Annotated in this window: 22 protein-coding genes; 6 read left to right on the plus strand and 16 right to left on the minus strand. The window is 32.6% G+C overall.

Features of this window, described 5'->3' with window-relative positions; genetic code table 11:
* Positions 1–9: 9 nt before the first annotated feature.
* From ligA to J5E45_RS13200, 10 genes are all read right to left on the minus strand, one after another.
* Positions 10–2,013 (minus strand): NAD-dependent DNA ligase LigA, encoded by a 2,004-nt coding sequence (gene ligA / locus J5E45_RS13155; protein WP_101051221.1) that lies wholly within the window; start codon positions 2,011–2,013, stop codon positions 10–12.
* 3 nt (positions 2,014–2,016) lie between these two features.
* The gene (gene pcrA, locus J5E45_RS13160) at positions 2,017–4,227 is read right to left on the minus strand and encodes a DNA helicase PcrA (protein ID WP_208182316.1); all 2,211 of its coding nucleotides are present in this window, start codon (positions 4,225–4,227) and stop codon (positions 2,017–2,019) included.
* Positions 4,224–4,916, minus strand: a complete 693-nt coding sequence (pcrB, locus tag J5E45_RS13165; RefSeq protein WP_039068994.1) for a heptaprenylglyceryl phosphate synthase — start codon at positions 4,914–4,916, stop codon at positions 4,224–4,226. The genes pcrA and pcrB overlap by 4 nt, the downstream gene beginning before the upstream one ends.
* 115 nt (positions 4,917–5,031) lie before the next feature.
* A complete protein-coding gene (locus J5E45_RS13170; protein ID WP_208182317.1) occupies positions 5,032–5,709 on the minus strand; it encodes a M15 family metallopeptidase in 678 nt (225 codons plus the stop codon).
* A 259-nt stretch (positions 5,710–5,968) separates the two neighbouring features.
* Positions 5,969–6,271, minus strand: a complete 303-nt coding sequence (locus J5E45_RS13175) for a YerC/YecD family TrpR-related protein (RefSeq protein ID WP_017723471.1) — start codon at positions 6,269–6,271, stop codon at positions 5,969–5,971.
* An 86-nt stretch (positions 6,272–6,357) separates the two neighbouring features.
* Positions 6,358–7,653: an adenylosuccinate lyase gene (purB, locus tag J5E45_RS13180; protein WP_039068991.1), complete on the minus strand. Its 1,296-nt coding sequence runs from the start codon at positions 7,651–7,653 to the stop codon at positions 6,358–6,360.
* 225 nt (positions 7,654–7,878) lie between these two features.
* A complete protein-coding gene (locus J5E45_RS13185; RefSeq protein ID WP_039068990.1) occupies positions 7,879–8,061 on the minus strand; it encodes an NETI motif-containing protein in 183 nt (60 codons plus the stop codon).
* Positions 8,058–8,636, minus strand: a complete 579-nt coding sequence (locus J5E45_RS13190) for a DUF2179 domain-containing protein (protein ID WP_101051216.1) — start codon at positions 8,634–8,636, stop codon at positions 8,058–8,060. Before J5E45_RS13190 ends, J5E45_RS13185 begins: the two co-directional genes overlap by 4 nt.
* 82 nt (positions 8,637–8,718) lie before the next feature.
* Positions 8,719–9,540: an ammonia-dependent NAD(+) synthetase gene (nadE, locus tag J5E45_RS13195; protein WP_039068988.1), complete on the minus strand. Its 822-nt coding sequence runs from the start codon at positions 9,538–9,540 to the stop codon at positions 8,719–8,721.
* On the minus strand, positions 9,533–11,002 hold the full coding sequence (locus J5E45_RS13200) for a nicotinate phosphoribosyltransferase (protein ID WP_039068986.1): 1,470 nt from the start codon (positions 11,000–11,002) through the stop codon (positions 9,533–9,535). Before J5E45_RS13200 ends, nadE begins: the two co-directional genes overlap by 8 nt.
* Before the next feature lie 241 nt (positions 11,003–11,243).
* Here J5E45_RS13200 and J5E45_RS13205 point away from each other — a divergent pair, with 241 nt between their 5' ends.
* Both J5E45_RS13205 and J5E45_RS13210 read left to right on the plus strand, forming a co-directional pair.
* Positions 11,244–12,308: a nitric oxide synthase oxygenase gene (locus J5E45_RS13205; RefSeq protein ID WP_208182318.1), complete on the plus strand. Its 1,065-nt coding sequence runs from the start codon at positions 11,244–11,246 to the stop codon at positions 12,306–12,308.
* Positions 12,309–12,347: 39 nt separating this feature from the next.
* Positions 12,348–13,151: a prephenate dehydratase gene (locus tag J5E45_RS13210; RefSeq protein WP_039068984.1), complete on the plus strand. Its 804-nt coding sequence runs from the start codon at positions 12,348–12,350 to the stop codon at positions 13,149–13,151.
* 321 nt (positions 13,152–13,472) lie between these two features.
* On the opposite strand, the gene J5E45_RS13215 is transcribed toward J5E45_RS13210, so the two are convergent.
* Positions 13,473–15,008, minus strand: a complete 1,536-nt coding sequence (locus J5E45_RS13215; RefSeq protein WP_107548833.1) for an SLC13 family permease — start codon at positions 15,006–15,008, stop codon at positions 13,473–13,475.
* Positions 15,009–15,168: 160 nt separating this feature from the next.
* The gene (locus tag J5E45_RS13220) at positions 15,169–16,257 is read right to left on the minus strand and encodes a glycosyl hydrolase family 28-related protein (protein WP_039068982.1); all 1,089 of its coding nucleotides are present in this window, start codon (positions 16,255–16,257) and stop codon (positions 15,169–15,171) included.
* Positions 16,258–16,394: 137 nt separating this feature from the next.
* On the opposite strand from J5E45_RS13220, the gene J5E45_RS13225 reads away from it, so the two are divergent.
* The 3 genes from J5E45_RS13225 to J5E45_RS13235 all read left to right on the plus strand — a co-directional run bounded on the left by J5E45_RS13225 (position 16,395) and on the right by J5E45_RS13235 (position 19,457).
* Positions 16,395–16,946 (plus strand): cysteine hydrolase family protein, encoded by a 552-nt coding sequence (locus J5E45_RS13225; RefSeq protein WP_039068981.1) that lies wholly within the window; start codon positions 16,395–16,397, stop codon positions 16,944–16,946.
* Between the two features lie 55 nt (positions 16,947–17,001).
* Positions 17,002–17,928 carry a manganese-dependent inorganic pyrophosphatase gene (locus J5E45_RS13230; protein ID WP_039068980.1) on the plus strand — a complete coding sequence of 309 codons (927 nt, stop codon included), beginning with the start codon at positions 17,002–17,004 and terminating at the stop codon, positions 17,926–17,928.
* Between the two features lie 149 nt (positions 17,929–18,077).
* Positions 18,078–19,457 (plus strand): aldehyde dehydrogenase, encoded by a 1,380-nt coding sequence (locus tag J5E45_RS13235; RefSeq protein WP_039068979.1) that lies wholly within the window; start codon positions 18,078–18,080, stop codon positions 19,455–19,457.
* A gap of 100 nt (positions 19,458–19,557) precedes the next feature.
* Here the strand turns inward: J5E45_RS13235 and pglS are convergent, their stop codons facing one another.
* Complete coding sequence (gene pglS / locus J5E45_RS13240; RefSeq protein WP_039068978.1) at positions 19,558–20,601, minus strand: 6-phosphogluconolactonase; 1,044 nt, start codon at positions 20,599–20,601, stop codon at positions 19,558–19,560.
* Positions 20,602–21,017: 416 nt separating this feature from the next.
* Here pglS and J5E45_RS13245 point away from each other — a divergent pair, with 416 nt between their 5' ends.
* Positions 21,018–22,172, plus strand: coding sequence for a zinc-dependent alcohol dehydrogenase (locus tag J5E45_RS13245; RefSeq protein WP_138386598.1), 1,155 nt, complete (start codon positions 21,018–21,020; stop codon positions 22,170–22,172).
* Between the two features lie 89 nt (positions 22,173–22,261).
* On the opposite strand, the gene J5E45_RS13250 is transcribed toward J5E45_RS13245, so the two are convergent.
* From J5E45_RS13250 to zwf, 3 genes are all read right to left on the minus strand, one after another.
* Positions 22,262–22,600 (minus strand): winged helix-turn-helix transcriptional regulator, encoded by a 339-nt coding sequence (locus tag J5E45_RS13250; protein WP_135092835.1) that lies wholly within the window; start codon positions 22,598–22,600, stop codon positions 22,262–22,264.
* Positions 22,601–22,818: 218 nt separating this feature from the next.
* Complete coding sequence (locus J5E45_RS13255; protein WP_171027028.1) at positions 22,819–25,077, minus strand: ATP-binding cassette domain-containing protein; 2,259 nt, start codon at positions 25,075–25,077, stop codon at positions 22,819–22,821.
* A gap of 94 nt (positions 25,078–25,171) precedes the next feature.
* Positions 25,172–26,647, minus strand: coding sequence for a glucose-6-phosphate dehydrogenase (gene zwf, locus J5E45_RS13260; RefSeq protein ID WP_390333931.1), 1,476 nt, complete (start codon positions 26,645–26,647; stop codon positions 25,172–25,174).
* Between the last annotated feature and the right edge of the window lie 57 nt (positions 26,648–26,704).

The raw sequence follows: 26,704 nt of genomic DNA on the forward strand, positions 1-26,704 counted from the left end.
TTATCTCCTCTATCCCTCAATTTCTTTTTGTTTCTGAACAAAGTCTTCTTCAGACCAAACTACTGTACCGAATTTTTCTGCTTTAGTTAGCTTAGATCCAGCGTCCTCACCAGCAATAACTAAATCTGTACTTTTAGTCACACTATTAGTTACCTTTGCACCTTGCAACGCCAACCATTTGGATGCTTCATTTCGTGTCATTTGATACAATTTACCTGTAAGGACAATTGTTTTATCTTTAAATTCAGGATGCCCTTCAAGTTCACTTGTCTTAACACCTTTATAAGTCATATTAACATTTTTAACTTTTAATTTTTCAATTAGAGCACGGATATCTTCATTTTCTAAATAAGTTACTACTGATTGTGCTAATTTGTGACCAATATCATGGATTGTTACCAAATCTTCTTCTGTAACATCAAACAACTTATCCATTGTACTATATTTCTCTGCAATGACTTGACTAGCCTTTACTCCTAGATGTCTTATACCTAATCCAAATAGTAGTTGTTCAAGAGAATTAGATTTCGCTAGCTCAATAGCTTTAAGCAGATTATCGATTTTTTTCTCACCCATGCGATCAAGTGGCTCTAGGTCCTCTTTCGTTAGATAGAAAATATCTGCTACATCTTTAATCAGTTCATTTTCGTATAATTGTTGAATGATTTTTGTTCCTAAACCATCAATATTCATAGCTTGTCTCGAAACAAAATGTATTAACCCTTCTACTAACTGAGCTTGACATTTCGGATTGATACAACGTAATGCAACTTCACCTTCAATCCTTACTAACTCATGGTCACAACTCGGGCAATGTGTGGGCATATGGTATTGTTCTGCATTTTCAGGACGTCTATCTAGCACACTCTTGATAACTTCAGGGATAATATCTCCAGCTTTTTTAATGACGACACTGTCACCAATTCTAATGTCTTTCTCATGTATCAAATCTTCATTATGTAACGAAGCGCGGGAAACAGTTGTACCAGCAACTTTTACTGGTTCTAATATTGCAGTTGGGGTCACAACACCCGTTCTACCGATGCTTAACTCAATATCTAACAGCTCTGTTATTACTTCTTCTGCAGGGAATTTATATGCAATTGCCCAACGCGGAGATTTTTGAGTAAATCCAAGTGCTTCTTGTTGTTCTAAAGCATTCACTTTAATTACAATACCATCAATATCATATGGTAAATCTTCACGTTGCTCTGTCCATTTTTCAATATATGCCAGCACTTCATCTATCGTTTGTACACGTTGGCGTGCTTGATTTGTTTTAAATCCTAATTGATCTAACTCATCTAATGCTTCACTCTGAGTATCTGCATTAAATTGCGTAAAATCATTCACACTATATAGAAAGACGCTTAATTTACGTTTAGCAGCAAGTTTTGAATCTAATTGTCTTAGTGAGCCTGCAGCTGCATTTCTTGGATTTGCAAAGGGCTGTTCATCATTTTCTGCTTTAGCTTCATTCAAATTAAAAAATGATTTTCTAGGCATGTATGCTTCACCACGAACTTCAAATGTTCTAGGTTCATTAATTTTTAAAGGAATGGCGTGAATAGTTTTTAAGTTTTCTGTTATGTCCTCGCCTGTAGTACCGTCCCCGCGTGTTAAGCCTTGGACAAATCTTCCATTTTCATATTTTAATGATACAGCTAAACCGTCTATCTTTAATTCACACATATATTCCACATCACCAATGTTATCACGTATACGTTGGTCAAACTTCCTTAAATCTTCCTCATTAAATGCATTACCTAAACTGAGCATAGGGGTGTCGTGTTGCACTTTCTCAAACGTTGATTGAGCACTTCCACCCACTCTCACTGTAGGTGAATCCTCTGTGCGATATTCAGGATGAGTTGTTTCAATATCTATTAATTCGTGTAATAACTTATCATACTCACTATCAGGTACAGATGGGTTATCTTGAACATAATATTCATAGCTATATTGATTTAATAAATCATGTAAATCATTTACACGTGATTGCAAATCAGCCACTTGTTACTCCCCCTTCTTCTCAATTGGTGCGAATTGTGCTAATAATCGTTTCGGCCCTTCTGATTTAAAGATAATATCTAATTCTACTGAACCATTTTTTTCCTTCACATTACTAACCATACCCTCACCCCAAGATTTATGCATCACTTTATCTCCAACATTCCAATTAGTTGTTGCTTGAGATTTTCTTGATGTAGTAGTTTTTTGGCTATGTGCTCTTTTAGCTGGTTGCTTTGTAGCTGATTGGAAACGATTTCCTTGACTTTGCGTAGAAGCGTTGCGTTTAGATTCATTTTCTAGTAAATCTTCAGGGATTTCTCTTAAGAACCTAGATGCCATATTAGACTGTGGTCTACCAAACAACATTCTTGATGTTGCGTGTGTTAAATATAATGTTTCTTCTGCACGTGTAATAGCCACATAGCAGATACGTCTTTCTTCTTGCATTTCATGTTCGTCATCACTTTTAATTGCTCTAATATGCGGGAATAACGACTCTTCCATACCCATTATAAAAACAATCGGGAATTCTAAACCTTTAGCAGAGTGCATTGTCATCAATGTTATACCATTTTCAATTTGTGCTTCATCTATATCAGCAACTAATGATAAATCAGTTAGGAAGTTTATCAAAGATTGTTCTTCTAACGGCGTATTTTCTTCAAAATCTTTTGGTACAGACATGAACTCATCAATATTTTCTAATCTACTTCTCGATTCTAATGTTTGTTCACGCTCTAACATTTCGCGATAACCAGATTTTTCTAACGCTTCATTTACAATCTCTGTAATTTCTAAAAACTCTTGCTGTTTGATGATATTTTGCATCGTATCATAAAAAGTAATACATTCTTGTGTTACTTTTTTCGATAAACCAATAAAATCAACTTCTGCCAAAGCATCAAACATACTCAAATCATTTTGAACAGCATAAGCTTGAATTTTATCTACCGAAGACGGGCCAATGCCACGTTTTGGAATATTAATAACACGGCGTAAGCTAATATCGTCATTACTGTTTGCAATAATTCTTAAGTAACTCAATAAGTCTTTAATTTCTTTTCTGTCGTAGAACTTTTGTCCTCCAACCATAGTATAAGGGATATTAGATTTCATAAAGGTTTCTTCCAGTACACGTGACTGTGCATTGGTACGGTATAGAATTGCCATATCTTGATATTTCTTGCCATTTCGTTGATGTTTCATGATTTCACGTACAACATATTCTGCTTCATCGCGTTCAGTTGTCGCTTCGTAGTAATGAATTTTATCGCCATCTGTATTGCCTGTCCATAATCCCTTAGGTTTACGTTCTGAATTATTTTTAATAACTTCATTAGCTGCATTTAATATATTTTTAGTAGAACGATAATTTTGTTCTAAGAAAATTGTTTTTGCCTCAGGATAATCTTCTTCAAATGACAAAATGTTTTGGATATCTGCCCCGCGCCACCCGTAAATCGATTGGTCAGAATCTCCTACTACACATAAATTTTTGAATTTTGATGCTAATAATTTCACTAATGTGTACTGTGCTTTATTCGTATCTTGATATTCATCCACGTGTATGTATTGGAATTTATTTTGATAGTAATCCAACACTTCTGGAACACGTTCAAATAATCGGATGGTCACCATAATTAAATCATCAAAGTCTAGCGCTTCATTTCTTGAAAGTTGACGTTGATAACCTTTGTATACAGTCGCAACCATTTGTGAATGGTAGTCATTTGCTTCTTTTTGCGCATCTTCAGGTGTCTTTAATTCATTTTTCAAATTACTAATTGCGCCTATAAACATTCTAGGTTCAAATTTCTTACTATCTATATTTTCATTTTTTAAAACATCTTTAATAACTGATTTTTGGTCAGTTGGATCAATAATCGTAAAGTTTCTTTCAATACCAATACGATCTGCGTCTCTTCTAAGAATTCTCACACACATGGAGTGGAATGTTGACATCCAAATCACTTCAGCTTGTTCACCAACCAAAGTTTGGACACGTTCTTTCATTTCCTTAGCTGCTTTATTTGTAAAAGTAATCGCTAAAACATTATACGGAGACACTCCCTTTTCATCTAACAAGTAAGCAATACGATGTGTTAAGACACGTGTCTTACCTGAACCCGCGCCTGCCATTATAAGTAATGGACCCTCTGTTGTACGTACTGCCTGGCTTTGTTCGTCATTCATTTTATTAACTAATGCATTCATTTATGTGTCTCCTTTATCTTAACTGTTTTTAGTGCTTTGTTTATATCTTCATAAATAATGTTGCCGACGATGATTGTATCAGCTACTGAAGCCATTGCTTCTGCTTCTTTATAATCATTAATACCACCACCATAAAATAATTGTGTATTAGATAATGAATCAGCTGCTGCTTTTACCATATCAATCTCTCCATAAACACCACTATATTCGATATACATAACTGGTAATTTATAAATATCATTAATCATTTGGGCATAAGCTTCAATATCTTCTGTTGTTAAATGTGTGTTGGCTTGTGTTAATGTCGCCACTTTACAATCGGGATTTAGTACAACATAACCTTCGAACACTATTTCTTCAAAATCGATTAAATACCCATAATTTTTCAGCGCTTCTAAGAGCATACCATTATGAAACTTTACATCCTTGCTATTTAACACTGTAGGTATAAAATATAAATCAAACCCTGGCACGATACTCTCTAAGTTTGAAAATTCAAACACTAGCGGTACGGAATGAGCATTAACTTTTTTCATCAAGTGTGAAACGTTATCTTCGGTAACATTATCTGTACCACCTATCATAATAGCATCTGTGCCAGATCTACAAATTCGCTCTAAATCCTTATCACTGATTGATTTTGCAGGATCTAATTTAAAAATATGTTTCCACTTTTTAATCTCATTCATGACATGTTACTCCTTCTTTTAGCATACATTTGATTATATCATTTTTATGCTATGAGTTCTAAAATGATGTAAAAAAATCGCCCCGAATTTTCGCAGCGATTTGTTGATTTTAATTTCATTTTTCATTTAAACGATAGTAACTTTCTAAATTGGTATCTTGTTCATCAATAATTTTGGCGAGTGGTTTACCGACGTAACGAAGATGCCACGCTTCGTATGCATAGCCTGTTTCATGTGATTGTCCTTTTGGATATCTAATAATAAAGCCATAATCTGAAGCATGTTGTTTTATCCATCGACCTTCGTGTGTTTTCTCAAAATCTTTATGAAAATCGTCTAGTGGCTTATTGGTACCAACATCAAATGCAAGGCCTGTTTGGTGTTCTGATTCTCCTGGTTTTGCAGTGTATTGACGCGCAACTTTTTCACCGTCTTTTTCTACATAGTCTTTCATTACTTTTTGTTGTTCTTTATAACTTCTATAACCACTAGAAAATTTTAAATCTAACTGGGCATCTTCACCTTTAACTAATAATTTATTAAAATTTCGTTTCGCGATTTTATCTTCACCTGGTTGGTATTGTGGGGGGAGTTTATATTTTTTATTGACAATCACGTGGCCGTTCACCTGTGTAACGCCTTCTGTTTTATTAATAATTGGCAAGGCATTCTTAGGTTTTACAATATTAGACTTTGATGGTGTGTATGAATTCGAAAATACTACCAAAGCAATACCAAATATAAAGCTTAGTAATAATAACATTATTAGGCCAAACAACAATTTTTTAATCATAAAGTTACTTCCTTTCACTCAATTCCAATAGTTTTTCCAATAACTATCACTATATTTATTTTGTTGTTATCTATCAATTACCCTACTTTATTTTTATAAACATTTAAAATATGCGTATATTTAAAAGAGGGTATTTCTATTACATTTCCGTATTACTTTGTTTCAAAGTAAACAACAAAAAAACTAACGACGAGGTATTAAATATCCTTGTCGTTAGCTCTTGTAAGCCTATTCTTTTATTTTATACTTTATGAAATCGTTAATCGGCCGTTTCTATGTTCATGCGCTCTAGAATCATCGTATAAGCATCATTACCCCATTGTAATGATCTTTTCACACGTGAAATAGTTGCAGTTGATGCACCAGATTCTTGTTCAATAGTTGCATACGTATAGCCTTGTTTAATCATTTTTGCTACTTGTAATCGCTGTGATAATGACTGAATTTCATTAACAGTACATAAATCATCAAAAAACTGATAACATTCTTCTCTATTTTCTAGTGTTAAAATAGCATCAAATAATTCATCTAATGCTTTCCCTTTTAGTTTTTCTATTTGCATTTAAAACAACCCCTGTATTTTTCAATTTAATCTCAGTTTAACGTACTAATACATTAAAGTGTAACGATTTCACTTGAAAAATTCAATTATTCTAAACCAGCTCTTTGGAAAATCGTATCTACTTGGTTTAAATGGTGTTTCGGATTGAAACATTCATCTAAATCTTCTTTAGTTAATAACTCAGTAATTGATTCATCTTGTTCAATTAAAGTTCTAAACGGTGTCTTCGTTTCCCAAGATTCCATAGCCTTTGGTTGTACTTTATCATATGCAGCTTCACGAGCCAAACCTTTATTTATTAAGGCAAGTAATACGCGTTGTGAATAGATTAAACCAAATGTTTTATCTATATTATCGAGCATATTATCTTCAAATACCGTTAATCTTTCTACAATATTAGTAAAACGATTTAATCCATAATCTAATGCAATTGTAACATCTGGTAACATAATACGTTCAGCAGATGAATGTGAAATATCACGTTCATGCCATAATGGTACGTTTTCATAAGCAGTTGTTACGTAACCTCTAATCACACGTGCGATACCAGTAATATTTTCTGAACCGATTGGATTACGTTTATGAGGCATTGCAGATGACCCTTTTTGACCTTTTGCGAATGCTTCTTCTACTTCACGAGTTTCAGTTTTTTGTAAGTTACGGATTTCTACAGCGAATTTTTCCATTGATGAACCAATTAAAGCAAGCGTCGCAATATAATAAGCATGGCGATCACGTTGTAATGTTTGCGTGGAAACTGGCGCTGTATCTAGACCTAAATGTTCACAAACATATGCTTCTATTTCTGGTGGGATATTCGCAAAAGTGCCTACAGCACCACTCATTTTACCAACTTCTATTTCTTCTCTTACACGTTTAAAACGTTCTAAATTACGTTTCATTTCTGTGTACCACAATGCCATCTTAACACCAAATGTTGTTGGTTCAGCATGCACGCCATGGGTACGTCCCATCATTAATGTATACTTATAGTCTTTTGCTTTTTTCGCCAATACTTCAATAAAACGTTCTAAATCTTTTTCAATAATATCGTTCGCTTGTTTAATAACATAACTTAATGCAGTATCTACAACATCTGTTGATGTTAGGCCGTAGTGGACCCATTTACGTTCCTCACCAAGTGTTTCTGATACTTGTCTAGTAAATGCCACAACATCATGACGTGTTTCTTGTTCAATTTCTTGCGCACGCGCTACATCAACTTTAGCATTTTGACGTATTTTTTTTACATCTTCCGCGGGGATATCTCCTAATTTACTCCATGCCTCACATGCAAGTATTTCTACCTCTAACCACGCTTCATAGCGGTTTTGATCAGTCCAAATATTAGACATTTCTTCTCTAGAATAACGTTCAATCATTGAAATAAGCTCCTATCATACATAAATTTTGTTAATATTACGCCTTAAAACATGTACATTAAAACATAAATTTAAATAAAAGTTCGTGTTTAACCTTTTCATTATTAGTTTAACAGAATTCCTATGAAAAGTATAAACCTTTTCAATTATCTGTATAAAAAATTTACATGGCAATAAAAACAACCGTTATGGACGCGTATTCCCATAACGGTTTGCCAATCTTTATTATAAAATTTTACCAACAAATTCTATCTCTTGTTTATACAGCTCGAAAGTTCCATCTTTATTTTCTTTATAAACAGGTTTTTCGAAGCGTTTTACAGGTGTGTAACCCGCGTTTCTCATGCGTTGTAAACAATCTTGGATTGTCTCATTTTCTTCGACTTTAAATTTTTGCTGCTTTTTCATATACTTTCAACTTCATCCGTATCATATTGTTTGAGTTTTTTACTTCTAACACCTTTCGCCCAGAAACCTCCGTGAATTGTACGAGGTTCATACGCTACGATAAATGCTTTTTCATCTATTTGTTTAATGGTCTCAATTAACTTAAATTCAAAGCGTCGTGGTGTTAAAATTTGTAATATTAAGCGATTTCCGTCACGACCATAAGCTGTGTAGTGCGTTACACCGTAACCTAAATCTCTTAATTGTCGTGGTAAATCTAATTCATATTCAGATGAAGTGACATTAACGACAGTATAACCTAACGCTAATTTCTCTTCTATTTTCATACCCACAATAATTCCAATTGAAAATCCAAATGCATATGCGAATACATTTTGAATTTGATCTAAGCTAGACATTACCATGCCTAGTCCAACGACATACACAAGAACTTCTAAAAAGCTGACAAGTGCAGCTACATAGCGATAACCTTTAAGTGTTAATATCGTTCTCATTGTAAGACAAGTTACATAAGCAACGTTTATAATAAAAATCGCTAAAACCATTAACCATGGATTAGATGTTATCACTGACATGACCATTTTCCTTTCTGATATTAAATTCAAGTAATTTTACCAACATCTTTTTATTTTGTCACTAAAAATATTGGAAACTCACTTAATTTTTCGGCCAAGTATACCTCGTATATGCTAATTCTCTTTTATGTGCGGTTTTAATATAGTGATTTTCAATTGTAGACTTTGCGTCACTAGGCACTGATTTACCTTCTAAATAATCATCGATATCATTATAGCTTACACCTAACGCTTCTTCATCAGGTAACTGAGGCTTATCTTCTTCTAAATCAGCAGTCGGCACTTTTTCATAAAGATGTTTAGGCGCGTCTAAGTATTTTAATAATTGCTTACCTTGTCTTTTATTTAAGCCAAATAAAGGTGCAATATCTGCAGCTCCATCTCCGTATTTAGTGTAAAAACCAGTTATATTCTCGGCAGAATGATCTGTACCTACTACGATGCCTTTTTTGTTAGAAGCGATTGAAAATTGCACTTTCATACGCTCTCTAGCTTTCTCATTCCCTTTCTGAAAATCTGTCAAAGTAATTCCAGCATCTTTAAGCGATTGCACACTTTGATCCACTGCTGGTTTAATATTTACAGTTATGATTTCATCAGGTTGAATATAGGATAATGCATCTTCAACCTCTGTAGCATCTTTTTGCTCACCATAAGGTAATTTAACAGCTATAAATTTACATGGATTGCCTTCTTCTCTTAATTCTTCTGCTGCCATTTGACATAACTTTCCAGCTAATGTCGAATCTTGACCACCTGAAATTCCTAAAATTAATGCTTGTACAAATGAATGGGATTGTACATAACTTTTTATAAAGTGAATGATTTGCTTTGTTTCAAGTTTACTTTCGATTTCAGGTTTCACTTTCATTTCTCTAACAACGATATCTTGTAGGTTACTCATTTTCTTCCTCCATCTCTTTAACATGTTCAGCAACTTCAAAAATACGTTTGTGTTTATTTTCCCAACACGCTGTGCTTAAATCTACTGGATACTCTTGTGGGTTTAAATGACGTTTATTTTCATCCCATAAGTAATCAAGACTGTTTTTTAGATAAGCTTGCGCCTCACTCTCATTTGGCATTTCGTAAACTAATTGGCCATTTTTAAAAATATCATGATGTAAATCTTTTGCGGTAAATGTTTTTATAAATTTCATTTTATAGGTATGAACTGGATGGAAAAGTTTTAAAGGTGATTCTGCATATGGATCCTCGTAATCGAGCGTAATATAGTCGCCTTCAGCTTTATTTGTTTTTTTATTGATAATACGATAAACATTTTTCCTGCCTGGTGTTGTAACTTTTTCAGCATTATTAGAAAGTTTAATACGGTCCACGTATTCACCATTACTATCTTCAACTGCAACTAATTTATAAACTGCGCCCAATGCAGGTTGATCAAAACCAGTAATAAGTTTTGTTCCGACGCCCCACGAATCGACTTTTGCACCTTGTGATTTCAAACTCGTAATTGTCTGCTCGTCTAAATCGTTTGAAGCGATAATTTTAGCATCAGGGAAACCAGCTTCATCTAGCATACGACGTGCTTCTTTCGATAAATATGCTATATCTCCAGAGTCCAAACGAATACCAACAAAATTAATTTTGTCAGCTAATTCTTTAGCAACTTTAATTGCAGTCGGCACACCAGATTTCAATGTGTGGAACGTATCAACCAAGAACACACAATCTTTATGACGTTCAGCGTATTTTTTAAAAGCAATATATTCATCGCCATATGTTTGTACCATGGCATGCGCATGCGTTCCTGAAACAGGAATACCAAATAGCTTACCTGCTCGTACATTACTTGTAGAATTAAATCCTCCAATATAGGCAGCTCTAGCTCCCCATAATGCTGCATCCGCTTCTTGTGCTCGGCGGGTACCAAATTCCATTAACATATCTTCTTGTGCTACTTGTCTAATTCTACTCGCCTTAGTTGTTATCAATGTATGGAAATTAACAATATTTAAAAGCATTGTTTCTATTAACTGTGCTTGTATTAAAGGTGCTTCGACTCTCAATAATGGTTCATTACCAAAACAAAGTTCCCCTTCTTGCATTGAACGAATATTGCCGGTAAATTTTAAATTTTTCAAATAACTTAGAAAATCTTGTTGGTAACCAATAGATTTTAAATAATCGATATCTGACTCTGAGAAGTGAAAACTATTAATGTAATCGATGACACGTTTCAATCCATTAAAAACAGCATAGCCACTATCAAATGGCATATTTCTAAAATATAGATCAAATACTGCCATACGTTCATGAATCCCATCATTCCAATAACTTTCTGCCATATTTATTTGATATAAATCGTTATGCAATACTAACGTATCGTCTTCAAATTGGTACACAACCATCTCTCCAATCGGCTTTTCCATTAGTTTAGCATAAATGAAAGCTTGATAGCACATGAAAGAGGACTTAAATATACTGGAAAATTTAATATAAGATTATATTTTTTACATATACAGTTTAATATATGATTTAAATTTGTTTAAAATGTGACATGGCTAACGACAATGTCGTGACATTTGTATGATATAAGATTATAAAAATTTAAAAATGATTTATAATCTTTATTGAGGTGTTTATATGTTAAAAGAAGCCAAATCATTCATCGAAACAATGTATAAAGAATTAAACTATGATGAGCAAAGTATTTCAAATAGAATTAAAGAAATTGAATATGCCATCGAATCAACTGGTACTTATGAACATACTGTTGAAGAATTAACTTATGGAACAAAAATGGCCTGGCGTAATTCTAATCGCTGTATTGGACGATTTTTTTGGGATTCATTAACGGTTGTTGATGCAAGACACATACAATCTGAAAATGACTTTATTGATGCAATAGAAAATCATATTGCAACAGCAACAAATAATGGAAAAATAAAACCTTATATCACAATCTTTTCAAAGGATAATCCTCCTCAAATATTTAATAATCAATTAATTAGATATGCAGGTTACGAAGGTATGGGCGATCCCGCAGAAAGAAGCGTTACTCAACTTGCTGAACGTCTTGGCTGGCACGGTTCACATACTGACTTCGATATTTTACCTTTAATTTATAAAATGCCGGATGGTGCAATGAAATATCATGAATATCAACCTCATTTAATTAAAGAAGTTGCTATTGAACATGATCGTTTTCCAAAATTACAGCAGCTTGGATTAAAATGGTACGCGGTGCCCATCATATCAAGTATGGATTTAAAGATTGGCGGTGTTACATATCCAACTGCACCATTTAATGGTTGGTATATGGTAAATGAAATAGCTGTACGTAACTTCACAGATTCTTATCGTTATAATTTATTAGAAAGTGTTGCAGAAGCTTTTGAATTTGGTACACTAAAGAATAATTCTTTCAATAAAGATCGCACACTTGTCGAATTGAACTATGCGGTTTATCACTCATTTAAAAAATCTGGCGTATCTATCGTTGATCATCTCACTGCATCAAAACAATTTGAAAGATTTGAATTAAATGAAACAAGAAATGGTAGAGAGATTACTGGCAAATGGTCATGGCTAGCTCCTTCCCTGTCACCCACATTAGCGTCTAATTATCATCATGGATATAAAAATATTATGAAAGAACCTAACTTCTTTTATAAAAAACCAGAAGCTACTGGCTGTCCATTTCATTAATGAATCTATCACACATATATAAACAAGGGGTCACGTCAAATGAAACTTTATTATTTAGGTCCAAAGGGAACATTTTCTTATTTAGCTGCAACACAATATCAACCAGAAACAGACATAGATTATGTATCAAAATCTAATTTATACGAAGTAGTCGCTGCTGTATCTGAAGATGACGATAGCGTAGCAGTTGTGCCAATTGAAAATTCAATAGAAGGCACTATTAATATTGTCGCAGATGCATTAACACAACAAAATATTTACGCGCAAGGCGAGTTACATTTAGATATTCAATTTGCACTATATGGTATTGATGGCGCTTCTGTTCACGATATTTCAACAGTATATTCTATTGGACCTGCCATTAGTCAAACTAGTAAATATATCCAATCACATGGTTTCGATATTGATTATGTGGATAGCACAATTAAAAGCTTAGATATGATTAGCAACGGTATCGGCGCTATTGCGCCACTTGGCAGTGGAGAAACATATGGTTACACGCCTATAGAACAAAATATTGAAGATTATCCACACAACGTCACTCGCTTTTTAGTTGTTAGTAACCAACCTAGTCATATCGAAAATGCTAGCGATACTATGTTACTAATAACCCCTCAGTTCGATAAACCAGGGTTATTAGCAAGTATATTAAACACATTTGTCTTGTTTAATATTAACTTATCTTGGATAGAGTCTAGACCATTAAAAACGCAACTCGGCATGTATCATTTTTTTGTCCAAGCAGACACGCCAATAACAGAAGATTTATCCAAAGTAATTAAAATTCTCAATACTTTAGACTTCCAAGTTACTATAATAGGTTCATTTAATAAATTGAATTAGTACAACTTTATGAATAATACTCTCCCTAATTCATTATTAAATTAGACTATGAAAACTACGCTATGCTATTAATCTGAGCTGTTTATATTCAAAATAATAACTTATCCAGTAATAAATAGGCATTACAACATCGACATCGTCTCCTCTGACTTTGTCGATATTGTAATGCCTATTTCACAATATTTTGAACAGTTTTCATTTATAAACTAAATACAATTACCATAAACATGTTATAAAAATAAGGCACACCATACCATAAAGTTACAGTAAGTAACTTTGATATGTTATGCCTTCTATATGTTATAAATGATGCTTATTTTATTATTTCAATGGTAACGGTTTGGTAACATCAATACCTAACACTGGTGGTACTAAGAAATACACAACCAAGACAATTGCAACTATGCTTAATAAATTGACCCAAAAACCTACAGATGCCATTTTCTTGATACTGATCCTACCTGTACCAAACACAATGGCATTTGGTGGCGTTCCAACTGGTAACATATATGCACAATTAGCAGCCATAGCTGCAGGTACCATAAGTAATAATGGATGCACATTTACTGCAACAGAAAGTGTTGCCAAAATAGGTAAGATCATTGTAGCCGTTGCTGTATTAGATGTTATTTCTGTTAAGAATAACACAAATATTGTAATTACAAGGACAATAATCAATGGACTTACGCCTTCGATTAATTTCAATTGTTCACCAAGCCAATTTGCTAATCCACTTTCTGAAATACCTTTTGCTAAAGCTAAACCACCACCAAACAGTATTAAAACACCCCAAGGCAATTCTTTAGCAACTTCCCAATCTATAATTCTCTTATGTTTTTCTTTATTTTTAGCAGGAATAAGAAATAACAGCACGGATATAAACATTGCAATTGTGCCATCCGCGACTTCAGAAGTAACTGACCAATTCTTTAATAAAAACTCTCTGCTAATCCATAAAAAGCTTGCAAGTAAGAATACAACTGAAACAATTTTTTCTTCATATTTCATTTTACCTAGTTCGCTTAATTTTTCTTTAATTAATTTTTGGCCACCAGGTAATTCTTTCATGTCATGTTTAAATGCAATATAACGAATATATATCCAAACTAAGAAGAGTAATACAATTACTGTTGGCACACCAATAATCATCCATTTAGCAAAACTAATTTCTTCCCCAAATGCTGATTGGTATTGTCCTTTTAAAATTATCAAGGGCGGTGTACCGATCAATGTACCTAGTCCCCCAATTGTTCCTGCGTAACCAATTGCAAGCACAAGAGATTGTTCAAATTTAGATATACTTTCCGGTTTAGTATTTTGGCTTTTTAATTCATTTGCTTCTTTTATAATCGCAAGACCAATAGGTATCATTATCATCACGGCTGCTGTATTAGAAACAAACATTGATAAAAATCCAGTAGCAATCATAAAGCCTAATAAAATCTTCCCAGTACTTGTACCAAGTGTATTAATAATAGACAAAGCAACACGAGTATGTAAATTCCATCTTTCCATCGCTATAGCTAAAATAAAACCACCTAAGAATAAGAAAATAATATCATTACCATATTGAGCTGAAACTTCTTCTGGATTCAACACATGCCCTATCGGTAATAAAATCAATGGTAACAAACTGGTTGCAGCGATAGGTATCGCTTCAGTAATCCACCAAGTAGCTATCCAAAGTGTAATTGCTAACACATAAATGCCTTTAACCGATAAATCATCTGGGTGAAATAGCAATAATGTTAAAGCAAATAACAATGGCCCCAATATTAAACCTGTTAATTGGCCTGCATTATATGACTTCTTTTCCTTTTTATTTGAAAAAAACGTCAAATATTGTGATCGTCTCATATCCCCTTTATTTAAATCATTCACGATGTCTTCCCCCTTTTAATTATTATCTGAATATTCATAATAATTTATTAGAGTATAACATAATATATTTTAAATAGGGTTAGTATTTTTAATCATTTACATAAAGAATATTTATGATTTTATTTCAAAAATATAATCATTCCACACGGACTTTTTTAATTTTAATATCACTATCTTTGTTATTAAACAGGATTAATGATGCTATATCTTGTAAGTGTATGCTTTGTGACGAGTCCTTAAAACTATTATCAGCTATGAGCACGGTTTGGTGTTTCACATCATTATAACTTTGAATGCGTATTGACTCTTTACTCATTTTTCCAATGAAACTGTTCTGATATATATTCAAATTGCTACCAGCTTGCGTCCCCTGCTCTTTACCTTTTAAATCTTTGGCATTTTTACCATCTTTAACTGCTAAAAATCTTATACCACCTGCACAATTTTTAAATATATTATGATGAATATAGGTATCTTTTGATTTCAGCGGTGTAAGTGCATATTGATTCAAGCCATCAAATGTATTATAGCGAATATGAATATTTTGATAATATTGATCATAGCGACTGGCGTGTGAGCCAATTGCACGATTCCAAGTTTGCATTGTTGGTGTATTTGAATTACCAAAATAACAGTGTTCTATAATTACATTTTTAGTAATCGTTCCATCTGTAGCACCAAATTTAGGAAAAGCACCCGGCACCTGTATATCTATCTGAACTGCTTCAGAGAAAAATCGCGTTCCATCTAAATCTCTAAAGCCTAAAAACTCACAATTATTGATATACAATCCATTGATACCACAAGCATCTAAACAATGTCCTCCTACAACATCTTTAAAAGTTACATTTTGTATTTGAATATCTTCTGCGTGTCCCATGCACATCGTTGTATTATTATATGGATAATTGAAACCATTCATATCAAATGTACCACCTGATATGTGAATATGACTATTACCTTTATACCCATAATATAACTTGAATCTTCGTCCGTTTTTCAACATTGTATCTTTGCCACATCTTTTAAGCACTGCCGCTTCATCTAGTACCAATGTTGTTGAATCATATATAACCAGTGGTTTACGAATATGATACTCACCTTCTGGTACGTATATCGTCGTTGGTTTATGCTTCTTAGCATAATTTAACGCTTTTTGCATCGCTCTTGTATCTGCGTATTTGCTTTTTCCTTTTAAACCAAATTGTTTTGCATTAATTATCATATGCTAATTCCTTTCTGAGCTATTACTTTATAATATACAAAAATGATATCTTTCAAACGCATTAACGCTCCCTTTATTGATTGAACGACTTAGTATATAATTACTTTTATATTGTTTATTGGGAGTGTTTTTATCTTATGAAAAAAACCGCATTAATCGTTGTTGATTACTCAAATGACTTTGTAGCTGACAACGGAAAATTAACTTGTGGCCTTCCAGGGCAGCAAATTGAAGACTATATTGTTGAACGAATTGAAGCGTACAATAAAAAGCAACATGATATCTTTTTCATGATGGATTTACATTATGAAGAAAATAACTATCACCCAGAAAGTAATTTATTCCCTCCACATAATATTATTGGTACTGTTGGCAGAGAACTTTACGGCAAAGTGAATGATATTTATCAAAATATTTTGTTTAATGATCACATACATTACTTAGATAAAACACGTTATGATGCTTTCTGTGGGACCTCTTTGGATTTAATGTTACGAGAGCGAAATATTACACACTTAGAATTTGTCGGTGTATGTACTGATATTTGCGTGCTTCATTCAGCAATTAGTGCTTATAATCTAGGGTACGCAATAACTATTTCACATCGTGGAGTTGCTTCTTTTAATCCTTCAGGTCACGCATGGGCTTTAGATCATTTTAAAAATTCACTAGGTGCTGTAGTAGAATAACTATGCAAAATCGTGCTAGAATAATAATAACTATATAAATAAGGAGAATTTAGATATGGCAAAAACTTATATTTTCGGACATAAAAATCCAGATACAGACGCAATTTCATCTGCTATTATCATGGCAGATTTCGAACAACAAACAGGTAACACTGAAGCTACTGCATACCGTTTAGGCGAAGTAGGACCTGAAACACAATATGCTTTAGATCATTTTAATGTAACTGCACCAGCGTTACTTAATGATGATTTATCCGATCAAAAAGTAATATTAGTAGACCATAATGAATTCCAACAAAGTGCTGATTCAATTAATGGTGCTACAATTCACCATGTGGTCGATCATCACAGAATTTCTAACTTTGAAACGGCAGCACCATTATACTATCGTTCTGAACCAGTTGGTTGTACAGCTACAATTTTATACAAAATGTATCAAGAACGCGGTTTTGAAATCAAACCAGAAATTGCTGGTTTAATGGTATCAGCAATTATCTCAGATAGCCTATTATTTAAATCACCTACTTGTACAGAAGAAGATGTAAAAGCAGCTGAAGCCTTAAAATCAATTGCTGGCGTTGACTTAGAAACTTATGGTTTAGAAATGTTAAAAGCTGGTGCTTCTACTAAAGAAAAATCAGCAACAGATATTTTAACTATGGACGCGAAGTCATTCAACATGGGAGACTATGTAACGCGTATTGCACAAGTTAACACTGTTGATATTGATGAAGTATTTGCACGTCAGGAAGAATTAGAAAAAGAAATGTTAGAAGTAAGCGCTAATGAAAAGTATGATTTATTTGTATTAGTTGTTACAGACATTATTAACAGCGACTCTAAAATCTTAGTAGTTGGTGCTGAAAAAGATAAAGTTGGCGTTGCTTTCGATGTAGAGCTTGATAACAATACTGCATTCTTACCTGGTGTTGTATCTCGTAAAAAACAAGTGGTTCCACAAATCACAGACGCTTTAAATTAATCAAATGCCTTAAAACTAATACAGTTTTAAAGGGAGTTAAATTAAATATTTAGATTTTAAAATTCATTATACTGGAGCATAGTTCATATGTTCCAGTTTTTTATCACTTGTACCTACGAAACGCATTTACCTTACTAGGAGGAATATATTTGAATTCAATAGAGCAAACTTTCCACAATAGTACTCAATATTTTAAAACACACGTAACTAAAGATCTAAAATTCAGAAGAAAGCAACTTAAATTTTTGAGTAAAAGTATCAAAAATCATGAAGACGCCTTATTAGAGGCATTTCAAAAAGATTTAGGTAAGAATAAAGTTGAAGCTTATGCTACAGAAATTGGTTTCACTTTAAAAAATATTAAAAATGCTCGTAAAGAACTCAAAAATTGGGCTAAAAGAAAACAAGTTAATACGCCTATTTATATGTTTCCAACTAAAAGCTATATCATAAAAGAGCCTTATGGCACAGTTTTAATAATTGGACCCTTTAATTATCCTTTCCAATTATTGATTGAGCCACTTATTGGTGCTATAGCAGCTGGAAATACTGCCATACTCAAACCTTCTGAATTTACGCCACATGTTTCAGAAGTTATTAAACATATAATCGAAGATGTATTCGATCCTGAATATATTAGTATTTGTGAAGGTGATGCTGAAACCACGCAATCATTAATCCAATTGCCATTTGACTATATCTTTTTCACGGGTAGCGAACAAGTTGGTAAAATTGTGTATCAGGCAGCAAGTAAAAATTTAACTCCTGTCACATTAGAACTCGGTGGTAAATCTCCAGTAATTGTTGATGAAACAGCAAATATTAAAGTCGCAAGTGAACGTATCAGTTTTGGTAAATTTACAAATGCTGGTCAAACTTGTGTTGCTCCTGACTATATACTTGTGAATCGTAAAGTGAAAGATGAATTAATTGCTGCACTTAAAAAAACAATTACAGAGTTTTATGGTAATAACATTCAAGAAAGTCCTGATTTTGGACGTATTGTAAACCATAAACACTTTAATCGTTTAGATAATTTATTAAAGGTTCATCATGCTGAGATTGCCTTTGGTGGTGAATCAACAGCAGAAGAAAGGTACATCGCTCCTACACTGTTAGATGGGATTACTTTTAATGCTAAAATAATGAGAGACGAAATTTTCGGTCCCATTTTACCAATTATTACCTATGATGATTTCGATGAAGCTATTGATTTAATACGTTCCAAACCTAAACCATTAAGCTTATATTTGTTTAGTGAAGATGAAAATGCAACAGAGCGTGTATTAAACGAAATATCATTCGGTGGCGGCGCAATTAACGATACATTAATGCAATTAGCAAATTCAAACTTACCATTTGGTGGTGTTGGTGCCTCTGGCATTGGCCAATATCATGGTAAATACAGTTTCGACACATTTAGTCATGATAAATCATATATTTTCAAATCAACTCGACTTGAATCTAGTTTATTGTTTCCTCCGTATAAAGGGAAATTTAAATATATTAAAACTTTCTTTAATAAGTAATTTTATTTATAAAAGTTCTATAGCAAAAAAATTGCGCCTCCCAATACATTTGGGATAGGCGCAATTTTTTAGTATTAAGTTGTTTAATAAACTTGTGAGTTTACGTTTCTTTTAAAAATTGTACACAAACACCTTCAGGCGCAGTGTGTTTATCGTCAACTTTTTCTAGTTCACCAGTTACTTTATCACGTCTAAATACAGTAAGCGCATAATCACCTTCTTGATGTGCGCACACTAAGTAATCGTCTGAATCAGTAATATTAAAATCACGTGGAAACTCACCGCCACTTGATACAATATCCACTAATGAAATCATATCGCCTTCATCAGCTACTTTGAAAATAGCAATACTATCGTGACCTCTATTACTAATGTATAAGAATTTTTGATCTTTTGATAACCTTACTGCCGCTAATTTTGTATCACCTTCAAAATTTTCTGGAATCGTCAAATGACGTTCTATTTCTGTGAATTTGCCATCTTCATATTTTACTGTACTTACAATATTTGATATTTCATGAACTACATAGGCATATTTACCATTTTCATGGAAAGTAATATGTCTTGGGCCATCGCCTGGTTCAAAATCAAACACAGCATATTCACTGTATCCTTCGTCACCAAATTCATATGTCACAAGTTTATCCGTACCTAAGTCCATCGCCACTACATATTTTTTATCTGGTGTTACATCCATAAAATGAATATGCGCATGATCTTGTCGCTCTGATGGACCCGTTGGAAAATCATGTGCTAACTCCTGTATAAGTCGAACAATTTCGCCTGTTTGTGGGTTTGCTTCATATAAACGTGCTAACCCTGCGCCATAAACAGTTTCAAAAACATATTTACCATCTGGTGATACTGCAACATAACAACCAGTTCCAGCTGTTGACGCTAAGCATTTATTAATAAGACTTAACTTCCCGTCTTCTTCTATTTTAAGGCTAGCGATACCACAATTGTCACCTTCTCTATTTATTGCATATAAAAATGAATTATGTTGATTTAAATAAGTTGACGCTTCTAGTTCATACCCAGTTTCAACTTCAGTTATTTTTCCTGTTTGTTCATCAAGTTGGAAACGGTAGACCCCTTTACCTTCTTTTTTTGTATAAGTACCGATATAACCTATCGTCATTATGAAAACCCCTCCATGTTATGATAGTTTCATTTTAATAGAGATTTATTACAAATACAATATAATGAATTATTACTTCACTTAAACGAACGTATGTTCTATAATGATTATTGAGGTGATAAAATGATTCCGAAAGAATTTAAGGACGAAACTGATTATAGAAATATACCTAGAGAGTATTTAAATCCAAATATACCTAAAGGCCGAGGCATGGTTAAATGGCAACCATTCATTATATATACTATCTTTTTTAAAAAGCTATTATATCCAATAAATGTACATAATTTATATGTACAATGTGTATGTTTATATTGAACATATAAACATACATTTTCTCAAAAAAGAATAATAAATCAATTCACTCTTCTAAGTTTACATTGTAATACCAAGGGTAAATTTACTAAAGGAGGGTGATTTAAATGAAAGCAGTTACCTATCAAGGTCATAAAAATATGGAAGTTCGTGAAGTAAATGATCCAATAATAGAAGAGTCAACAGATGCAATTATAAGGATAACAGCTTCAGGTATATGTGGTTCTGATTTACATCTTTATCACCAAGGCGATTTATTTATGGATCCAGGTTTTGTTATTGGCCATGAGCCAATGGGGATTGTAGAGGAAGTAGGAAAAGACGTTAATACCCTAAAAAAGGGTGACAGAGTGGTTATACCTTTTAACATAGGTTGTGGCGATTGTTTCTATTGTAATAACGAAATGGAGTCTCAGTGTGATAATTCTAATCCATCACCAGCAAGCTGGAAAATGGATAATGGTGGACTTTTCGGTTTTGGTAATGCCATGCACGGAAACCACTGGGGTGGTCAAGCAGAGTATTTAAGAGTTCCATTTGCTGATTTCTCCTCTTTCAAGGTTCCAGATAGTGAATTGAAAGATGAACAAGTATTATTTTTATCTGACGTGGTCCCAACAGCTTATTGGAGTGTCGAACACGCAGGTGTTAAATCAGGTGATACTGTAATTGTGCTAGGCTGTGGCCCAATCGGTCTAATGGCACAAAAATTTGCCAAATTACAAGGGGCTGAACGTGTAATTGCTATTGATAATGTAGAACATAGATTAGATCACGCAAAAAAATATAATGATGTTGAGGTCTATAATTTTTCAAACGAAGATAATATAGGAAAACTACTACATGAAACAACAAGTGGTGGTGCAGATGTTGTTGTAGATTGTGTTGGAATGGATGGTCAAGTAGTTCAAGATGAACCAGAGCTTAGTCCAAATTCATCACAAAGAGGTAATATCAGTCCAATTATCACGGCAGCTGAGTCAGTAAGAAAATTTGGAACAATACAACTAACTGGTATCTATGGTACTCCAGCTGATAATTACCCATTAGACTTGATATTTAATAGAAATGTTCAAGTGAAAAGTGGTCAAGCACCCGTTATTCATCAGATGCCAAAGCTATATGATATGATTAAAAATGAGGTCTTTGATCCAACAGAAATTATAACTCATACAATGCCTTTAGAAGATGTAAAAGAAGCTTATGATATTTTTGATCAGAAAAAAGATAATAATATTAAAGTAATTCTAAAACCACAATAGTGATTAAATTAGATAAAAAAGTCTCTACACTGATTATAAAATCATTGTAGAGGCTTTTTTGAAAGCACAATTTTAAATGCAAACAAGATTTATTTAGAAATTTCCTCTAGAAATTCATCTCCCCAATCACAAATTGCATATACTACTTTATCAAGTGTTTTTCCAATATCAGATAATTTATATTCAACTTTTGGCGGAACCACTGGATATACGATTCTTTCAATAATTTTATCATTTTCTAATTCTCTGAGTTGTCTAATGAGCATTCTTTGATTAATTTCAGGCAGTAATTTTTCAAACTCATTAAGTCGTAATACTTCTGATTGTAACAGATGATATATGATAGGTATTTTCCATTTTCCCCCAATAACAGATAACGCTAAATCTTTGGATGTATAAAACTCCTTATTGTTATATTCAATTAACATTTTATCCCTCCTTATAGACTTTTTTGTCAGTATTGTTATTAATGATAACACAATGATTTTATGAAAAGAAACATATTTTTATAATTATTGATATCTCTATAATAAAACTATATTATTTCAAAGTCTTTCATATACTGAAATAGAAAACAATTTTCATAATTCGCTATAAAAAAAGAGTTGAATGAGTAATAATATGTACTCATTCAACTACCTTACTTCTACTCTTTTATATAACGTTTCAAATGTTTAGATGTCAATGTTTCTTTACTATCAATAAACGTTTCAGGCGTCCCACTAAATTGGACTTTTCCTCCTTCTAACCCAGGCCCTGGACCAACATCTATAATCCAGTCTGCCTCACACATAATCGATAAATTATGTTCAATTAAAATAACGGTATTATTTTGTTCAATCAAGTCATCGAAACATTTCATCAGCACAGGAATATCAGATTCATGTAACCCTGTCGTAGGTTCATCAAATATAAAAATACTATCTTTTACATTTTCATCTAAATGTTGTCCTAATTTCACACGTTGTATCTCTCCACCTGATAAAGTTGATAACGGTTGCCCAAGCGTCATATAATTTAATCCTGTTTTGCTAATAGACTGTAATTTAGACTTAATACCTGTCTCTGTATCAAAAAAAGTTATACCTTCATCGACTGTTAAATCAAGAAAATCAGCAATCGAGTATCCATTTATTGTAGCGTTTAATACTTCTTGTTTATAACGCTTTCCATGACAAACTTCACATATTTGTGAAAAGTCACCCATAAAAGCAAGTTCTGTCTTAATATAACCTTTTCCAGCACAATTTGGGCAAGCTCCTTTTGAATTATAACTAAACATAGATTTATTTAAACCGGTTTCTTTACTGAAAAAGTTTCTTACACTATCAAAAACTCCTAGATACGTTAACAAATTAGATCTGTTAGATCCTTGAACTGCTTTTTGATCCATAAAAATTGCGTTATCATTCTCTGCAAACCCCGCCTTAATAAGTGAGCTTTTTCCTGAACCAGCTACACCTGTTAAAACTGTTAATACATTTTTAGGTACAGACGTTGTAACATTATACAAATTATTCTGATTAACTGGTCCAATGTCATAAAAGTTATTTGCTTCACGTACATTACTTTTCAGATAATGTTTGCCACCTAATGTGTTACCTGTTGAAGTATTTGAAGACAGTAATTCTTTATAAGTCCCCTTAAATGTAACTTCACCACCATTTTTGCCTGAACTTGGGCCCATATCAATGATATAATCACCTTCTTTGATTACATCAGGGTCGTGCTCTACAATTAATACTGTATTTCCCTTTTCTTTTAAAGACTTCAAAATTTCATTTATTTTAGCTATATCTTCTGGATGCAAGCCAACACTTGGTTCATCTATAATATAAATTAAATCAGATAATGGACTATTTAAATGACGAATTAACTTAAGTCGTTGTGCTTCACCACCTGATAAAGATGTTGTTACACGATTAAGCGTTAAATAACTTAATCCAATATAATCGAGTGCTTCTAACTGTTTTCGAAGTGGATTAATGATAAATTTAGCTGTTGGATCTTCTAGTTTATTAAGAAATTCTAAATTTTCTTTAATCGTCATTTGTGTGAAATCAGAAATATTTTTTTTCATAATTTTAGAACTTAATATTTTTGAGTTTAAGCGTTGTCCTTTACAGGTAGGGCAAATTTTATTAGTTACTACACTTTTAAGATGTTTGGCGTAACGTTTTTTGTTAAATTCTTTATCACCTAAAAATATTCTACTAAATCTGGGAATTAAGCCTACATATTTTGCAGATTTACGCCACTCATCTGGTGGATTTTTTAATGTCATTGGTTCTTGATACAAAAATAAATCTAATTCATCTTTTGTATAATTCTTTAATTTTTTATCATTATCAAATAAACCGCTATCACGATAAGCCTTACCGCGTTCTTTATCTGGACCAAAAGAAGGAAAATCAATCGCTCCTTCATTTAGAGATTTGTTCCAATCTAATAATTTATCTAGATTAATATCCTCAATGTATCCTAATCCTTCACATGTTTCACACATACCGTTAGGACTATTAAATGAATATGCATCTGAATAACCAACGAAAGGTTCACCTATTCTTGACCAAAGTAATCTAACTGTTGCATATATATCTGATACTGTACCTACTGTAGATCGAGAATTGCCATTGAATCTCTTTTGACTAATTGTCATTGCTACAGGAAGATTTTTAATTTCTTTTACTTTTGGTTTGGGTTGTTGATTTAAATGAAATTGAATGTAACTAGAGTAGCTTTCATTTAAAAGTTGTTCAGATTCTGCAGCAATAGTATTAAACACTAACGAAGATTTACCTGAACCAGAACGACCTGTAAACACGGTTACCAAATGCTTAGGTATACTTAAATCAATGTTTTTTAAATTATTTTGTGAAGCACCTATAATATTAATATCATTCATTAATTGTCCTCCCTTATAACCATTGTAATGTTAATTATTTCATATTAATTGAAACTTCACTACTTAAAAGAACAGCAAAATTTATTAGTCGAGATTACAAATTATTCCACCAATTTAATCCATCTCTATCAAGAAGCTTTTCACTTTCGTTAGGTCCATAACTTCCAGATTTATAATTAGGGAATGCAGGTGGTTCTTCATTCCAAACACTTTTAATTTTATCAATAAATTTCCAAGAATACATTAATTCTTCCCAATGTGAAAAGTTTGTTTGATCGCCAATTAAAACATCATAAATAAGATTTTCATAAGCATCAACTGTATTCATTTTATCTTTAGTTGGCATGATATAGGGAAGCTTAACAACTTGCATTTCATCATTTTGATTACTTTTTTTTCCGTTTACACATAAAGAAAAACCTTCATTTGGCTGAACATTGATGACTAATAAGTTGGATTCATTTTCTTCGGGAGTATCATAATATATATTCATAGGATTTTTTTTAAACTCTATGACAATTTGTATTGCTTTTTTATACATACGCTTTCCTGTACGAATATAAAAAGGGACACCAGACCATCTAGAATTATCGATTTCTATTTTGCCTGCGACAAAAGTTTCTGTTATTGATTTTGAATCTACGTTAGGTTCATCTTTATAGGCTAGCACTGTTTCATTATTTATAACGCCTTCATCATATTGTCCTCGTACAAAATTTTGTTTGATTTCTTCTTTTTTTAAACTTTTTAATGATTTTAAAACTCGAACTTTTTCTTTCCTAATATCGTTACTTTTCCTACTAGATGGAACTTCCATTGCAAGTAATGAAACCATTTGTAATAAATGATTTTGTACCATATCTTTTAAAGCACCACTTGATTCGTAGTAAGTCCCTCTGTCTTCTATACCAAGCGTTTCTGAAGATGTTATTTGTATATTAGAAATATATTTATTGTTCCAAAGAGGTTCAAATATAGTATTTCCAAATCGTAGACGCTCAATATTTTGTATCATTTCTTTACCTAAATAATGGTCAATTCTAAAAATCTCTTCTTCTTTAAATGACTTTCTTATTTGGTTATTTAATTTTTCTGCAGATTTTAAATCATCACCAAATGGCTTTTCTATAATTACTCTGCTAAACCCTTGTACATTTGTTAATCCAGAATCTTTTAAATTATTGGTTACTGTTCCAAAAAAGTTAGGAGACATTGCAAGATAAAATAGGCGATTCCCTTCTAAATTAAACTCTTCATCTAAGTCTTGACTTAATTGTAATAACTGTTCGTAACTTTCTTGCTGGTTAACATTTTGTTGTTGATAAAATAAATGATACAAAAACTCATCAATATCTCGTGGTTTTTCAATTTGATTTTTTATGGATAGTTTAACTTGTTGCCTAAATTCTTCAGTAGTTAGTTCATCTAAACCAGTCCCAATAATAGCTATCGACTTTCCAAAATAACCTTTTTGAAATAAATTATATATCGATGGAAATAATTTACGATAGCTTAAATCACCTGTTGCTCCGAATATTGTAATTAAAGCTGAAATGTTTTGTTTCAAAATTAACGCCTTCTTCCTAATATTATTATTTAATATTGTTCGCTTTTTAATTTTATATAT

The organism is Staphylococcus shinii, from assembly GCF_017583065.1.
Classification (GTDB): domain Bacteria; phylum Bacillota; class Bacilli; order Staphylococcales; family Staphylococcaceae; genus Staphylococcus; species Staphylococcus shinii.

Bases quoted from the DNA above. Each gene is read 5' to 3' on its own strand.
- J5E45_RS13210 (WP_039068984.1), top strand. From the start codon at position 12,348: ATGAAACTTTATTATTTAGGTCCAAAGGGAACATTTTCTTATTTAGCT.
- J5E45_RS13170 (WP_208182317.1), bottom strand. From the start codon at position 5,709: ATGATTAAAAAATTGTTGTTTGGCCTAATAATGTTATTATTACTAAGC.
- pcrB (WP_039068994.1), bottom strand. From the start codon at position 4,916: ATGAATGAGATTAAAAAGTGGAAACATATTTTTAAATTAGATCCTGCA.
- pcrA (WP_208182316.1), bottom strand. From the start codon at position 4,227: ATGAATGCATTAGTTAATAAAATGAATGACGAACAAAGCCAGGCAGTA.
- J5E45_RS13185 (WP_039068990.1), bottom strand. From the start codon at position 8,061: ATGAAAAAGCAGCAAAAATTTAAAGTCGAAGAAAATGAGACAATCCAA.
- J5E45_RS13250 (WP_135092835.1), bottom strand. From the start codon at position 22,600: ATGTTAATTGAATATAACAATAAGGAGTTTTATACATCCAAAGATTTA.
- J5E45_RS13220 (WP_039068982.1), bottom strand. From the start codon at position 16,257: ATGATAATTAATGCAAAACAATTTGGTTTAAAAGGAAAAAGCAAATAC.
- J5E45_RS13205 (WP_208182318.1), top strand. From the start codon at position 11,244: ATGTTAAAAGAAGCCAAATCATTCATCGAAACAATGTATAAAGAATTA.
- J5E45_RS13190 (WP_101051216.1), bottom strand. From the start codon at position 8,636: ATGTCAGTGATAACATCTAATCCATGGTTAATGGTTTTAGCGATTTTT.
- J5E45_RS13255 (WP_171027028.1), bottom strand. From the start codon at position 25,077: ATGAATGATATTAATATTATAGGTGCTTCACAAAATAATTTAAAAAAC.
- J5E45_RS13175 (WP_017723471.1), bottom strand. From the start codon at position 6,271: ATGCAAATAGAAAAACTAAAAGGGAAAGCATTAGATGAATTATTTGAT.
- J5E45_RS13245 (WP_138386598.1), top strand. From the start codon at position 21,018: ATGAAAGCAGTTACCTATCAAGGTCATAAAAATATGGAAGTTCGTGAA.
- nadE (WP_039068988.1), bottom strand. From the start codon at position 9,540: ATGAGTAACCTACAAGATATCGTTGTTAGAGAAATGAAAGTGAAACCT.
- J5E45_RS13230 (WP_039068980.1), top strand. From the start codon at position 17,002: ATGGCAAAAACTTATATTTTCGGACATAAAAATCCAGATACAGACGCA.
- purB (WP_039068991.1), bottom strand. From the start codon at position 7,653: ATGATTGAACGTTATTCTAGAGAAGAAATGTCTAATATTTGGACTGAT.
- J5E45_RS13215 (WP_107548833.1), bottom strand. From the start codon at position 15,008: ATGAGACGATCACAATATTTGACGTTTTTTTCAAATAAAAAGGAAAAG.
- J5E45_RS13225 (WP_039068981.1), top strand. From the start codon at position 16,395: ATGAAAAAAACCGCATTAATCGTTGTTGATTACTCAAATGACTTTGTA.